Annotated in this window: 10 protein-coding genes; 7 read left to right on the top strand and 3 right to left on the bottom strand. The window is 73.6% G+C overall.

The genetic code is table 11. The features are described 5' to 3' along the window. Positions 1-85: 85 nt before the first annotated feature. The 3 genes from K353_RS27365 to K353_RS37300 all read left to right on the top strand — a co-directional run bounded on the left by K353_RS27365 (position 86) and on the right by K353_RS37300 (position 2,948). Positions 86-1,411, top strand: coding sequence for an AAA family ATPase (locus tag K353_RS27365; protein ID WP_146616580.1), 1,326 nt, complete (start codon positions 86-88; stop codon positions 1,409-1,411). Positions 1,412-1,569: 158 nt separating this feature from the next. Further along, entirely contained in the window at positions 1,570-1,878 is a 309-nt protein-coding gene (locus K353_RS27355) for a nucleotide pyrophosphohydrolase (RefSeq protein ID WP_111556194.1), read from the top strand. A gap of 182 nt (positions 1,879-2,060) precedes the next feature. Then, complete coding sequence (locus K353_RS37300) at positions 2,061-2,948, top strand: DUF6099 family protein (RefSeq protein WP_158585496.1); 888 nt, start codon at positions 2,061-2,063, stop codon at positions 2,946-2,948. Between the two features lie 278 nt (positions 2,949-3,226). On the opposite strand, the gene dapD is transcribed toward K353_RS37300, so the two are convergent. After that, positions 3,227-4,216 carry a 2,3,4,5-tetrahydropyridine-2,6-dicarboxylate N-succinyltransferase gene (dapD, locus tag K353_RS27345; RefSeq protein WP_111556192.1) on the bottom strand — a complete coding sequence of 330 codons (990 nt, stop codon included), beginning with the start codon at positions 4,214-4,216 and terminating at the stop codon, positions 3,227-3,229. A 101-nt stretch (positions 4,217-4,317) separates the two neighbouring features. Between dapD and K353_RS27340 the strand changes: the two genes are divergently transcribed. The 3 genes from K353_RS27340 to argF all read left to right on the top strand — a co-directional run bounded on the left by K353_RS27340 (position 4,318) and on the right by argF (position 9,954). Next, the gene (locus tag K353_RS27340; RefSeq protein ID WP_111556191.1) at positions 4,318-6,069 is read left to right on the top strand and encodes a 3' terminal RNA ribose 2'-O-methyltransferase Hen1; all 1,752 of its coding nucleotides are present in this window, start codon (positions 4,318-4,320) and stop codon (positions 6,067-6,069) included. Continuing rightward, positions 6,066-8,669, top strand: a complete 2,604-nt coding sequence (locus K353_RS27335) for a polynucleotide kinase-phosphatase (RefSeq protein WP_111556190.1) — start codon at positions 6,066-6,068, stop codon at positions 8,667-8,669. The genes K353_RS27340 and K353_RS27335 overlap by 4 nt, the downstream gene beginning before the upstream one ends. A gap of 283 nt (positions 8,670-8,952) precedes the next feature. Next, positions 8,953-9,954 (top strand): ornithine carbamoyltransferase, encoded by a 1,002-nt coding sequence (gene argF / locus K353_RS27330; protein WP_111556189.1) that lies wholly within the window; start codon positions 8,953-8,955, stop codon positions 9,952-9,954. Positions 9,955-9,994: 40 nt separating this feature from the next. On the opposite strand, the gene K353_RS27325 is transcribed toward argF, so the two are convergent. Beyond that, positions 9,995-10,594 (bottom strand): superoxide dismutase, encoded by a 600-nt coding sequence (locus tag K353_RS27325; protein ID WP_111556188.1) that lies wholly within the window; start codon positions 10,592-10,594, stop codon positions 9,995-9,997. 158 nt (positions 10,595-10,752) lie between these two features. Continuing rightward, positions 10,753-11,157: a type II toxin-antitoxin system VapC family toxin gene (locus tag K353_RS27320; protein WP_199528259.1), complete on the bottom strand. Its 405-nt coding sequence runs from the start codon at positions 11,155-11,157 to the stop codon at positions 10,753-10,755. Positions 11,158-11,465: 308 nt separating this feature from the next. Between K353_RS27320 and acnA the strand changes: the two genes are divergently transcribed. After that, positions 11,466-14,183: an aconitate hydratase AcnA gene (gene acnA, locus K353_RS27315; protein WP_111556187.1), complete on the top strand. Its 2,718-nt coding sequence runs from the start codon at positions 11,466-11,468 to the stop codon at positions 14,181-14,183. Positions 14,184-14,312 lie beyond the last annotated feature (129 nt).

The following is a 14,312-nucleotide window of genomic DNA, read 5'->3' as shown; positions in this document are numbered from 1 at the left end:
GGCGGGGCCGACGGGGGACCCGAAGGGGTGAAAGGGCGCCAGGAGCGACGTTTCTGCACCTCAGGGCGGACTTAAAGTGCTCCGGGTGACCAGCGAAGCCCCCTTGGCCCCACCCCCGGCCGCCACCCGCGCGGTGCGGCAGGCGCCCGTTCCGACGGTGAAGCGCCCCACCATCGAGGAGCTGCGGCTGACCTCCTTCAAGTCCTACCGCCGGGCCATCCTGCCGCTGTCGCCGCTGACCGCGCTGCACGGGCCGTCCGGAGCGGGCAAGTCCAACGCGCTGGACGCCCTGACCGTGCTCTCCCGGCTCGCCCTCGGGGAGGAGATCAGGCCCTCGCTGGACGGCGTCGGCGGCCCGCGCGGCCCGCTCGCCGCCCCGGTGCGCGGCGGGCTGGTCGGCTGCGTGCCGCACGGGCGCAACGCGATCATCCTGGGCTGCACCGTGCGCTCCGGCGTCGGGGCGGTCCGGCTCGAAGTGGTGGTGCGCACCGACGAGCGGGTCCGGATCGCCCGCGAACGCCTCACCCTGGACGGCCACCCCCTGATGTCGACCGGCGAGCAGGACCTCGCCCGCGGCCGGGTCAACGTCACCTGGCACAACGACTCCCGGCAGGGCGACATCCGCGCCCCGCTGCCCAGCGACAGCCTGATCACCGCCCAACTCCCGCTGCGGGTCGCCGGGTCCTCCAAGGGCGAGCGCAAGGTGCTGGCCGCCGCCGAGCAACTGCTCACCGCACTGCGCGAGATGTTCGCGCTGCACCCCGTACCGGCCGCGATGCGCGGCTGGGGACGGCCCGAACCCCAGGCCCGGCTGCGCGGCACCGCCGCCAACATCTCCGCCGTGCTCCACCGGCTGGAGCACGAGTGCCCGCGCCGCTGGGCCCGCCTGCTGCGCGCCGTCCAGGCCGCCGCCCCGCACCCGCTGCTCGGCCTCGGCGTCGCCCGCCGCGGCGAGGCCGAACGGCAGCGCCTGATCGCCGTCTTCGACGAGGGCGTGCTCGGCCGCACCGGCGCCGACCAGGCCGCCGACGGCATGCTGCGACTGCTCGCCTTCGCCGCCGTCCTGCTCACCGGCGCGGCCGTCCTGGACGTCGACCCCGCCATCGAAGTACCGGACGCGCACCGGCAGTTGGTCCTGCTCGCCGAGGACATGGGCGCGGGCCTGGCGGCCGACCAGATCACCGCCCTGCTCCGGCTGGCCCGCGAGGTCACCGGCAAGGGAGACATCCGGCTGCTCGCCACCCTCCAGGACCCCGGCCCGGCGCTCGGCCTGGACGGCGTCGAACTGGTCGAGTGCCGACGCGATCCGGCCACCGGCCACAGCCTGCTGCGCCGCACCGAACCCGCCGCCCGGGTGCCGGTGCAGGGCGCGGCGCGCGGCGAGGGCCTGGTGGTAGACCTGGGGGAATGAGCGACGAAGCAGAACCGGCGAGGCCGGACGCGGAGATGGCGGCGGGCGGGGCGGCGGTGCCCGGGACGGTGGTGTCCGGGACGGCGGCGGGCGGGACGGGGGCGGTTGAGCCGGGGGCGGGCGGAGCGGGGGCCGGCGGAGGGGCGGCCGGGCTGACGGTGCCCGAACTGCAGCGGCGGCTGGCCGAGTTCGCGGCCGTCCGGGACTGGCAGCAGTACCACACCCCGAAGAACCTGGCCTCGGCGCTGACCGTCGAGGCGGGCGAACTGCTGGAGGTCTTCCAGTGGCTGACGCCCGAGCAGGCCGCCGACGTGATGGCGGACGCGGGGTCGGCGCACCGGGTCCGCGACGAGGTGGCCGACGTGCTGGCCTACCTGTTGCAGCTGTGCACCGTGCTGGAGGTGGACCCGCTGCGGGCGCTGGCGGAGAAGATCGAACGCAACGAGAGCCGGTTCCCCGCGCCCTAGCCGGGTTCCCGGCGGGCCTGGAAATCATCCGGAATTCACCCGGGCGAGGGACCCGGGTTGTCCACAGGGCCGGGTTTTCCACAGGTGCGCCGAACCCGCTGGGAGCATCCCGCGACCGGCGGCACGCTGATCCCCGTGACCGACCGCCGAAGGACGGCGGCGGTGGACGAGGGGAGCGCACCATGGAGGCGCTGCGACTGATCAAGACCGTCCGGCACGCCCTGGCCGAGGCCCGGACGACCGGCGACATCCTGCACGAGGCCTGGCAGTCCGGGCTGCTCACCGAGGCGGTGGGGGCCCGGATCGCCGACCACGACGGGGAGACGTTCGCCACCCTCGGGCAGCTGCTCTGCGAGGCCGGCGCGCACACCGCGAGCTGCCTGCGCCAACCGCCCGAACCGGGCCTGGACGACCTGCCCGGCGGCCCGGTCGGCGTGTACCCGGAGTGGTCCGGGCCGACGCTGGTCGAGCGGTTCGGCGCGCTCGGTGAGCTGGAGCCGGTGCTGGCCGAACTCGCCCTGCTGCTGGCGGAGATGAGCGAGAGCCTGGTGGTGCTCGCCTGCGGGGCGGAGACCGAGAGCCTGTACTGGAGCTGCATCGACGGGCTGGACGCCGGCTCCGAGTGCCGCGACCTGGTGGCCGAACTCCTGCGCGAGCAGCGGAGTTCGACGGACGCGCGGGCCCCCGACGACGAGCCGGGGCAGCCGGGGCGGCGGGAGCCGCGGGAAGGGGAGTGGGCGGAGCCGGCCGACCCGGGAGCCCCGGGCGGGGCCCGGCGGGAGGAGCCCAGGCTCGTGATCCCGCTGGGCCCGCCGGTCCCGGTGGCGGGCGGCGCTCAGGTGCGGGGCGACTCGTCCGGCGGGGTGTCCTGCGCGCGGCGGACGGGGGAGGACCGCAGGTCGGAGTCGAATCCGGCCAGGTCGGTGTTGATCGAGGCGAGCAGTTCCTGCATCTGCTCCAACAGCGACTTCGGGGTGGCGGGCACGCCGTCCGCGGTGGTGTCCGCGGTGGGCGGGTCGGTCCAGGGCTCGGACATGAGGGGGCCCCTTCAGCTCGGTGGTGCGGTGTGAAGCGCCGGGTGTCGGCACCGCCGGTCCAACGAGCCCCCGCCGCGCGCGGTCACCCCGGACCACCCGTTGAGGTCCAACCGGCGGTCCCGGTCAGCCGCAGGAGTGAGCCGGGTTTGCGGGGCCCGCCCCCGCTCGGCTACGGCGCCGGGGCACGGCGTCCGCCAGCCCGGCGGGCGCACCGGGTCCGCAGGGTGTGCCGGGTCCGCAGGCCGGGCCGGGCGGCCGGGCCGTTGGAGAACAGCGGCCCGACCGCCCGGCGGGAACCACCTGACAGGAGGTCAGTTGTGCGCGTGCAGATCCGTGTTCAGACCGCCCCACGAGCCGGAGCGGGCGATCACCTCGACCGCGCCGGACTGCGAGTTGCGGCGGAACAGCAGGTTGTCCTGGCCGGACAGCTCCACCGCCTTGGCCACCGAGCCGTCCGGCGTGGTGACCCGGGTGCCGGCCGTCACGTACAGGCCGGCCTCGACCACGCAGTCGTTGCCCAGCGAGATGCCGATGCCCGCGTTGGCGCCCAGCAGGCAGCGCTCGCCCACCGAGACGACCTGCTTGCCGCCCCCGGACAGGGTCCCCATGATCGAGGAGCCGCCGCCGATGTCGCTGTGGTCGCCGACCACCACGCCGGCGCTGATCCGGCCCTCGACCATCGAGGTGCCCAGGGTGCCCGCGTTGAAGTTGACGAAGCCCTCGTGCATCACCGTGGTGCCCTCGGCCAGGTGCGCGCCCAGGCGCACCCGGTCGGCGTGGGCGATCCGGACGCCGGACGGCGCGACGTAGTCGGTCATCCGGGGGAACTTGTCGATGCCGTACAGGGCGAGCTGCCCGCCCTGGGCGCGCACCGCCAGCCGGGCCTGCTCCACGTTGGCGACCGGGGTCGGGCCGATCGAGGTCCAGGCGACGTTGGCCAGCAGGCCGAAGATGCCGTCCAGGTTCTGGCCGTGCGGCTTCACCAGGCGGGAGGAGAGCAGGTGCAGTCGCAGGTAGACGTCGTACGCGTCCAGCGGTTTCTCGTCCAGGGAGGAGATCGTGGTGCGCACCGCCACCACCTCGACGCCGCGCCGGGCGTCGGTGCGGAGCGCCTCGGCGGCGCCCGGGCCGAGGGCCAGTTCGGCCTCCTCGGCGCTCAGTCGGACGGTGCCGGACGGGCCGGGGGCGGCGGCCAGCCCGGGCGCCGGGAACCAGGTGTCGAGCACGGTGCCGTCGGCGGCGATGGTCGCGAGGCCGGCGGCCACCGCGCCACTTGCGGGGGTGGAGGTTTCAGCAGTCACATCCCGCACCGTAACGAATCAGGCCGAGGGCTGACCAACACGCTCACCGGACGGACAAAACCTGGTGCTCCCGCACAGACCCGCAGGTCATACTCGGTCGGGTGTTCGTATCCATCTCCACCACCGGCACCGCCGAGAACCCCGCCTCCGACCTCGGCTTCCTGCTGCACAAGCACCCCGACAAGGTGCAGCGGTTCACCACCACGCACGGCACGGCGCACGTCTTCTACCCCGAGGCCGGGGAGCAGGTGTGCACCGCCGCGCTGCTGCTGGAGGTCGACCCGACGGCGCTGCTCCGCCAGGGGCGCGGCCAGGGCCGGTCCGGCTCGCCCGACCTCGCGCTCGCCCAGTACGTCAACGACCGCCCGTACGCCGCCTCCTCGCTGCTCGCGGTGGCGCTGCGCACGGTCTACCGGTCCGCGATGAAGGGGGAGTGCGCCCACCGGCCCGAACTGCCCGGCCGGGCGATGCCGCTGCGGATCGCCCTGCCCGCCGTCCCGGTGGCCGGCGGCGAGGGCCCCGCGCTGGTGGAGCGGCTGTTCGCCCCGCTGGGCTGGCGGGTCGACGTGCGGCCCGTTCCGCTGGACGAGTCCTTCCCGGAGTGGGGCGACTCCCGGTACGTGCGGCTCGAACTGACCGGCACCCTGCGGCTCGCCGACGCGTTGCAGCACCTCTACGTGCTGCTGCCGGTCCTCGACGGGGCCAAGCACTACTGGGTCGCCCCCGACGAGGTCGACAAGCTGCTCGCGGCCGGTCAGGGCTGGCTGGCCGAGCACCCCGAACGCGCCCTGATCATCCGTCGCTACCTGGCCCGCCGCTGGTCGCTGACCAAGATCGCCATGGAACGCCTGGCCCTGGCCCGCCTGGCCGAGGCCGACGACCGCGAGGCCGAGGAGATCGACAACGCCGTTCCGGACGTGCCGGACACCCCGGATGCTACGGATGCCACGGATGCCGCTGAGGAGGTGGACGCCACCGGATCGACCGGCCTGACCGGATCGACCGGCCTGACCGGCCTGACCGGCCCGACCGGCCTGACCGACCGGGTTTCGGTCACCGACGCCGAGCGCGCCGGTGACGCCGAGGGCGCCCGGGAGCGTGGGGGGCCGCTCGCCGTGCAGCGGCGGACGGCGATCCTGGCGGCGCTGGCTCGCACCGGCGCGGCCCGGGTGCTCGACCTGGGCTGCGGGCAGGGCGAGCTGGTGGGCGCGCTGCTCAAGGAGCCGCGGGTGACCGAGGTGCTCGGCGTGGACGTCTCCTCCCGCGCGCTGTCGACCGCCGCCCGACGGCTCCGCCTGGACCGGCTGCCGGAGCGGCAGGCCCGCCGGGTCAGGCTGGTCCAGGGCGCGCTGACGTACACCGACGCCCGGCTGAAGGGCTACGACGCGGCGGTGCTGTGCGAGGTCATCGAGCACCTCGACCTGCCCCGGCTGCCCGCGCTGGAGTACGCCGTGTTCGGCGCGGCCCGGCCCGCCGCGGTCGTGGTCACCACCCCGAACGTCGAGTACAACGCCCGCTGGGAGAGCCTGCCCGCCGGGCACCGGCGGCACGACGACCACCGCTTCGAGTGGAGCCGCGCCGAGTTCGCGGCCTGGACGGAGCAGGTCGCCGCCGCCTACGGCTACCGCGTCGAGCTGGAGCCGGTCGGCCCGGTCGACCCCGAGGTCGGCGCGCCCACCCAGCTCGCGCACTTCCGCATCGTCGAACCCGACCCGGCCGCCAGCACCACCGCGACCGGCACCACCCGCACCGCCGGCACCACCGCGACCGCGACCGCGACCGACACCGCCGCGACCGGCGCCGCCGGCACCCCGTCGTACGACTCCGCCCCGGAAGGGAGCGCCCACCGATGACCACCGAAACCCCGGAGACGACCCCCGCCCGGGCCGGCCGCCGACTGCCCGTCACCGACGTCTCGCTGGTGGTGCTGATCGGCAGCACCGGCTCCGGCAAGTCCAGCTTCGCCCGCAAGCACTTCAAGCCCACCGAGGTGGTCTCCTCCGACTTCTGCCGCGGGCTGGTCGCCGACGACGAGAACGACCAGTCCGCCTCCGCCGACGCCTTCGACGTGCTGCACTACATCGTCGGCAAGCGGCTCGCGGCGGGCCGGCTCACCGTGGTCGACGCCACCAACGTCCAGCAGGAGGCCCGCCGCCAGCTGGTCGCCCTCGCCCGGGAGCACCACGTGCTGCCGATCGCGATCGTGCTGGACGTCCCGGCCGAGGTGTGCGCCGAGCGCAACCGGGCCCGGCCGGACCGGCAGTTGCCGGCCCACGTGATCCCCCGCCACCAGCGCGAGCTGCGCCGCTCGCTGCGCGGGCTGGAGCGCGAGGGCTTCCGCAAGGTGCACGTGCTGCGCGGGGTCGAGGAGGTCGAGCGCGCCGAGATCGTCCCGGAGAAGCGGTACAACGACCTGCGGCACCTGACCGGCCCGTTCGACGTCGTCGGCGACATCCACGGCTGCCGCTCCGAGCTGGAGACGCTGCTGGAGCGGCTCGGCTACGCGCTCACCCGCGACGAGCGGGGCCGCGCGGTGGACGCCGCGCACCCCGAGGGCCGCACCGCGGTCTTCGTCGGCGACCTGGTCGACCGCGGCCCGGACACCCCGGGCGTGCTGCGCCTGGTGATGGGCATGGTCGAGGCCGGCCACGCCCTCTGCGTCCCCGGCAACCACGAGAACAAGCTCGGCCGCTGGATGGGCGGCCGCAAGGTCACCGTCTCGCACGGCCTCCAGGAGTCGATCGACCAGCTGTCCGCCGAGAGCGACGAGTTCCGGGCCCGGGTGCGGGAGTTCATGCGCGGCCTGGTCAGCCACTACCTGCTGGACGGCGGCGCGCTGGTGGTCTGCCACGCCGGTCTGCCGGAGAAGTACCACGGCCGCGCCTCCGGTCGGGTCCGCTCGCACGCGCTGTACGGCGACACCACCGGCGAGACCGACGAGTACGGCCTGCCGGTGCGCTACCCGTGGGCCGAGGAGTACCGCGGCCGCGCCCTGGTGGTCTACGGCCACACCCCCGTGCCGGTGGCGAGCTTCCTCAACAACACCATCTGCCTGGACACCGGCTGCGCGTTCGGCGGCAGCCTGACCGCGCTGCGCTACCCGGAGCGGGAGATCGTCGCCGTCCCGGCCGAGCAGGAGTGGTACGAGCCGGTCCGCCCGATGCACACCGACGCGCCCGGCGGCCGGGAGGGCCGCCCGCTCGACCTGGCGGACGTGGCCGGCCGCCGGGTGGTGGAGACCGCCCGGCTCGGCAACGTCGCCGTCCGGGAGGAGAACGCCGCCGCCGCGCTGGAGGTGATGAGCCGCTTCGCGCTCGACCCGCGGCTGCTCACCTACCTGCCGCCCACCATGGCCCCCTCGCCGACCTCCCGGCGCGAGGGCCTGCTGGAGCATCCCGAGGAGGCGTTCTTCGCCTACCGGCACGACGGGGTGCGGCAGGTGGTCTGCGAGGAGAAGCACATGGGCTCGCGGGCCGTCGTCCTGGTCGCCCGGGACGACGCCGCCCTGGAGAAGCGCTTCGGCCTGCCCGGCCCGGGCGCGATCTGGACCAGGACCGGCCGCGCCTTCCTCAGCGACGAGCGGCTCACCGGCGCGATCCTCGACCGGCTCCGGGCCGCCGCCGAGGACGCCGGCCTGTTCGACGAACTCGACACCGGCTGGCTGCTGCTGGACGCCGAGCTGCTGCCCTGGTCGCTCAAGGCGGTCGAGCTGCTGCGCCGGCAGTACGCCGCCGTCGGCGCGGCCGCCGGAGCCGCGCTGCCCGCCGCGCTCGACGCCCTCGCCCGGGCCGCCGACCGCGGACTGGACGTGGCGGAGCTGGCGGACCGCCAGCAGGAGCGCGCCGCCGACGCCCTGGCCTTCACCGAGGCGTACCGGCGCTACTGCTGGCCCACCGAGGGCCTCGACGGCATCCGGCTGGCCCCGTTCCAGCTGCTCGCCGCCGAGGGCGCCAACCTGGCCCTGCGCCCGCACACCGAGCACCTCGCCCTGATCGACCGGCTGGTGGAAGCCGACCGGACGGCCGCCGGGCCGGCCGCCGCGCAGCCGGTGCTGCACCGCACCGGGCGGCTGCTGGTCGACACCGGGGACGATTCCTCGGTCGCCGCCGCCACCGCCTGGTGGGAGGAGCTGACCGGCGCCGGCGGCGAGGGCATGGTGGTCAAGCCGGTCGACCCGCTGCACCGGGACGGCTCCGGGCGGCTGGTCCAGCCCGGGTTGAAGGTCCGCGGCCGGGAGTACCTGCGGATCATCTACGGCCCGGACTACACCCGGCACCTGGACCGGCTGCGCCAGCGCTCGCTCGGCCACAAGCGCTCGCTCGCCCTGCGCGAGTACGCGCTCGGCCTGGAGTCGCTGGACCGGCTGGCGGCCGGCGAGCCGCTGTGGCGGGTGCACGAGGCGGTGTTCGCGGTGCTGGCCCTGGAGTCAGAGCCGGTCGACCCCCGGCTCTGACGCCCCGGCGGTACGGACGGGTCCGGGCGGTACGGACGGGCACCGGCGGTGCGGGACCGGTACGGCACACGGACGGGAGCACCCCCGGGGCCCCGTCCGTGTCCGTCCGGCCACGGTCTGTCCACGGTCTGCCCACGGTCCGTGCGCAGTCCGTAGGCGGTCCGTACGCGGCCCGGGCGTTCTCCCGGCCCGGTAACGCGTCGGCCATCGAAGTGTTGCATGAATATTCGACTCCTCGTATACACTTCCCGTCTCAGTCCGCTGATCGACCCAGGAGACCGGTATGGCGTTCAACCTCCGGAACAGGCACTTCCTCAAGGAGCTCGACTTCACTCCCCAGGAGTTCCGTCACCTGATCGACCTGGCGGCCCAGTTGAAGGCCGCCAAGTACGCGGGCACCGAGCAGCCCCGGCTGCGCGGCAAGAACATCGCGCTGATCTTCGCCAAGACCTCCACCCGCACCCGCTGCGCCTTCGAGGTGGCCGCCCACGACCAGGGCGCGACCACCACCTACCTGGACCCGGCCGGATCGCAGATGGGGCACAAGGAGTCGATCAAGGACACTGCGCGGGTGCTGGGCCGGATGTACGACGGCATCGAGTACCGCGGCGACGGGCAGGCGATCGTCGAGGAGCTGGCCGCGTACGCGGGCGTCCCGGTCTGGAACGGCCTGACCGACGAGTGGCACCCGACCCAGCTGCTGGCCGACGTGCTCACCATCCGGGAGCACTCCACCAAGCCGCTGAACGAGACCACCCTGGTCTACCTCGGCGACGCCCGCTTCAACATGGGCAACTCGCTGCTGGTCACCGGCGCGCTGCTGGGCATGGACATCCGGATCGTCGCGCCGTCCTCGCTCTGGCCCGCCGAGGAGATCCGCAAGGCGGCCGAGACGCTGGCCGAGACCAGCGGCGCCCGGATCACCCTGACCGAGGACGTCCCGGCCGGGGTGGCGGGCGCGGACTTCCTCTACACCGACGTCTGGGTGTCGATGGGCGAGCCCAAGGAGGTCTGGGCCGAGCGGATCGCGCTGCTCAAGCCCTACCAGGTCTCGATGGACACGGTGCGCGCCACCGGCAACCCGGCGGTCAAGTTCCTGCACTGCCTGCCCGCGTTCCACGACCTCGGCACCGAGATCGGCCGGCAGATGTACGAGCTCACCGGCATGACGGAGCTGGAGTGCACCGACGAGCTGTTCGAGTCCGCGCACTCCGTGGTCTTCGACCAGGCCGAGAACCGCCTGCACACCATCAAGGCCGTGATGGTGGCGACCCTCGGCTCCTGAGCCGGGGCGCCCGGCCCGCGTCCGCGCTCCCGCGGGCGGCTCAGAAGCCGACGTCCACGCAGGCCGCCCGGTCGGCCGCGGCGTACGGCCCGACGGGGGTCCCCGCGTGCAGCACCAGCGAGTGCGCCTCGTCGGGCCGGAACCCCCACGGGACGGTCGCCGAGGCGGTGCCCGTCCCGCCCGGGTCGGTGCGCACGGTCATCCGCACCTCGTTGTCGACGGCGTCCGACCCGGCCACCTGCTGGTAGTGCGGCCCGGAGGACGCCGGGTCGGCGCCGCAGTAGCCGGTGTGCACGTGCGCGGGGAACTCGTGCGCCCCGGCCACCCCGACGAGCCGCACCGTGACGGAGGTGCGCCCGGCCGCCCGGTCGACGGTGACCCGCACCCGCGAGCCGTACGGCACCAGGTCGGGCGCGTGGGTGATCGCCCGGGCCGGGACGAAACCGTCCGCCCGGTCGAACCGGGCGTCCACCACCCGGTCGACCCCGGCCCCGGCCGGTCCGACCGGTGCGGAGGAGTCGACCGGCGCGGAGGAGCCGGCCGGCCCGGGAGGACCGGCCGGGCCCTGGGCGGCGGGCGGGCCGATCGGCAGCAGGGCGAGCGGCACCAGCAGCGCACCGGCAGCGGGGGACAGGGGCATCTCGCGGACCTTCCGACGGGCGTGCGGGGACGACACCCGCCACGGTGGCCGCCCCCGCCGCGCCGCGCACGCCGCCGTGCCGCACCGCCGCCCGCCGTCACCCGTACGGGAAGCGGCGTTCGAACAGCAGCACCGGTGCGGCTGGGGTGGTCGCCCGGTCAGCCCGCCGCGGTGATCCCGCGGATCTCGCAGCGCGGCCCGCTGGCGCGCATCAGCCGCAGGTCGGCGGTGACCAGCGGGGCGCCGTGGAGTTCGGCGACCGCGACGTAGGCGGCGTCGTCCGGGGTCAGGTTGTCCTTGAGCTCCCAGATCCGGCCGAGCAGCGGGGCCACCTCCACCGTGCGGATGGCCAGGCCGGGCAGTCGGCGGGCGATCCCGGCGACCTCCTCGGCGGTCAGCTCCTTGGCGAGGTACAGGCCGCGCAGCGACTGCATCACCTCGATCACCACGTGCTCGGGCGCCACCCACTCCGGGTCGGCGGCCAGCGCGGCCCGGGCCGCGTCGCCCCGGGGGCCCCGGTCGGAGAGCGACAGCACCACTGCGGAGGCGTCCACCACGATCACCCGGCACACGCTAGTCCGCCCGTCCCCGCCGCCCCGCCGCGGGGGTGCCCGAGCGGCGGAGCGGGGCCCCGTGGTGGGAGGCTGGGGGTGTCGGCGCTCCCGCGGCATGGCGGGGTGAGCCGGTGGAGTGCGGCCGGAGCCCATGCACTATGGTTTATCTCGACATCGAGATACATTCCGCGCTACGCTTTATCTTGACGTCAAGATACTTACCGAGAGGCGCAGGCCTTCCATCATCGGCTCGGTAGGCGGCAGGCAGGTTAGCCAAGGCTTACCTTACCACCGGGTGGACCAAAAAGGAGTCAGTCGTGTCCGCGAACAGCTTCGACGCCCGCAGCTCGCTGCAGGTGGGCGACGAGTCGTACGAGATCTTCAAGCTCTCCGCCGTCGAGGGTTCCGAGCGGCTGCCGTACAGCCTCAAGGTCCTGCTGGAGAACCTGCTCCGCACCGAGGACGGCGCCAACATCACCGCCGACCACATCCGGGCGCTGGGCGGCTGGGACCCGACGGCCGAGCCGTCCGAGGAGATCCAGTTCACCCCGGCGCGCGTGATCATGCAGGACTTCACCGGCGTGCCCTGCGTGGTCGACCTGGCCACCATGCGCGAGGCCGTGAAGGAGCTGGGCGGCGACCCGTCCAAGATCAACCCGCTGGCGCCGGCCGAGCTGGTCATCGACCACTCCGTCATCGCCGACAAGTTCGGCACCCCGGACGCCTTCGTCCAGAACGTCGAGATCGAGTACGGCCGCAACAAGGAGCGCTACCAGTTCCTGCGCTGGGGCCAGACCGCGTTCGACGAGTTCAAGGTCGTCCCGCCCGGCACCGGCATCGTCCACCAGGTCAACATCGAGCACCTGGCCCGCACCGTCATGGTCCGGGGCGGCCAGGCGTACCCCGACACCTGCGTCGGCACCGACTCGCACACCACCATGGTCAACGGCCTGGGCGTGCTGGGCTGGGGCGTCGGCGGCATCGAGGCCGAGGCCGCGATGCTCGGCCAGCCGGTCTCGATGCTCATCCCGCGCGTGGTCGGCTTCAAGCTGAACGGCCAGCTCCCGGCCGGCACCACCGCCACCGACCTGGTGCTCACCATCACCGAGATGCTGCGCAAGCACGGCGTGGTCGGCAAGTTCGTCGAGTTCTACGGCGAGGGCGTCACCTCGATCCCGCTGGCGAACCGCGCCACCATCGGCAACATGTCGCCGGAGTTCGGCTCGACCTGCGCGATCTTCCCGATCGACGCCGAGACCATCGGCTACCTCAAGCTCACCGGCCGCGACGAGCAGCAGCTCGCCCTGGTCGAGGCGTACGCCAAGGAGCAGGGCCTCTGGCACGACCCGTCGGTCGAGCCGGTCTACTCCGAGTACCTGGAGCTGGACGTCTCCACCGTCGTCCCGTCGATCTCCGGCCCGAAGCGCCCGCAGGACCGGGTGGTCCTGGCCGAGGCCGCCCAGCGCTTCCGCACCGCCGTGCGCGACTACATCAGCGTCGACGAGGCCGGCGAGGAGTCCTTCCCCGCCTCCGACGCCCCGGCGTCCAGCAACGGCATCCACAAGCCGTCCCTGGTCACCGCCCCCGACGGCTCGTCCTACGAGATCGACAACGGCGCGGTCGTGATCGCCTCGATCACCTCCTGCACCAACACCTCCAACCCCTCCGTCATGCTGGGCGCCGCCCTGCTGGCGAAGAAGGCCGTGGAGAAGGGCCTCACGGTCAAGCCGTGGGTCAAGACCACCCTGGCGCCCGGCTCCAAGGTCGTCATGGACTACTACGAGAAGGCCGGCCTGCTCCCGTACATGGAGAAGCTGGGCTTCAACCTGGTCGGCTACGGCTGCGTCACCTGCATCGGCAACTCGGGCCCGCTGCCCGAGGAGGTGTCGAAGGCGGTCAACGACAACGACCTCGCGGTCGTCTCGGTGCTCTCCGGCAACCGCAACTTCGAGGGCCGGATCAACCCCGACGTCAAGATGAACTACCTGGCCTCCCCGCCGCTGGTGGTCGCCTACGCGATCGCCGGCAACATGGGCGTCGACATCACCAAGGACGCGCTGGGCCGGGACGCCGACGGCAACGACGTCTTCCTCGCCGACATCTGGCCGTCGGAGCAGGAGGTGGCCCAGGTGGTCGCCGGCTCCATCGACCAGGACATGTTCGCCAAGGACTACGCGGACGTCTTCGCCGGCGACCACCGCTGGCAGTCGCTGCCCGTCCCGACCGGTGACACCTTCGAGTGGGACGCCGAGTCCACCTACGTCCGCAAGCCCCCGTACTTCGAGGGCATGGCCCAGACCCCGAGCCCGGTGACCGACATCTCCGGCGCCCGGGTGCTGGCCAAGCTGGGCGACTCGGTCACCACCGACCACATCTCCCCGGCCGGCAACATCAAGCCCGGCACCCCGGCGGCGCAGTACCTGACCGCCAACGGCGTGGAGAAGCGCGACTTCAACTCCTACGGCTCGCGCCGCGGCAACCACGAGGTGATGATCCGCGGCACCTTCGCCAACATCCGCCTGCGCAACCAGATCGCGCCGGGCACCGAGGGCGGCTACACCCGCGACTTCACCCAGGCCGACGGCCCGGTGTCGTTCATCTACGACGCCTCGCAGAACTACCAGGCCGCGGGCGTCCCGCTGGTGGTCCTGGCGGGCAAGGAGTACGGCTCCGGCTCGTCCCGCGACTGGGCGGCCAAGGGCACCGCGCTGCTCGGCGTCAAGGCCGTCATCGCCGAGTCCTACGAGCGCATCCACCGCTCGAACCTGATCGGCATGGGCGTCCTGCCGCTGCAGTTCCCGGCCGGCCAGAACGCCGACTCGCTGGGCCTGACCGGCGAGGAGACCTTCGAGTTCACCGGGGTCACCGAGCTGAACGAGGGCCGCACCCCGAAGACCGTCAAGGTCAAGGCGGTCGGCCCGGCGGGCGGCACCGTCGAGTTCGACGCCGTGGTGCGCATCGACACCCCCGGTGAGGCGGACTACTACCGCAACGGCGGCATCCTGCAGTACGTGCTGCGCAGCCTCATCGGCTGATCGGGCACGACGGCTGATCCGACAGCCGGTGGACGAGGGGCCGGACCGCATCGAGCGGTCCGGCCCCTTGTGCGTTCCGGTCCCGATGGACTAAACCTCTCCCTCAGCACATGGTCCATACCAATTGAC

It is taken from the genome of Kitasatospora sp. SolWspMP-SS2h, assembly GCF_003259315.1.
GTDB lineage: Bacteria > Actinomycetota > Actinomycetes > Streptomycetales > Streptomycetaceae > Kitasatospora > Kitasatospora fiedleri.
The sequence above is the reverse complement of the archived record's forward strand: the minus strand, read 5'-3'. Positions and strand labels throughout refer to the sequence as shown.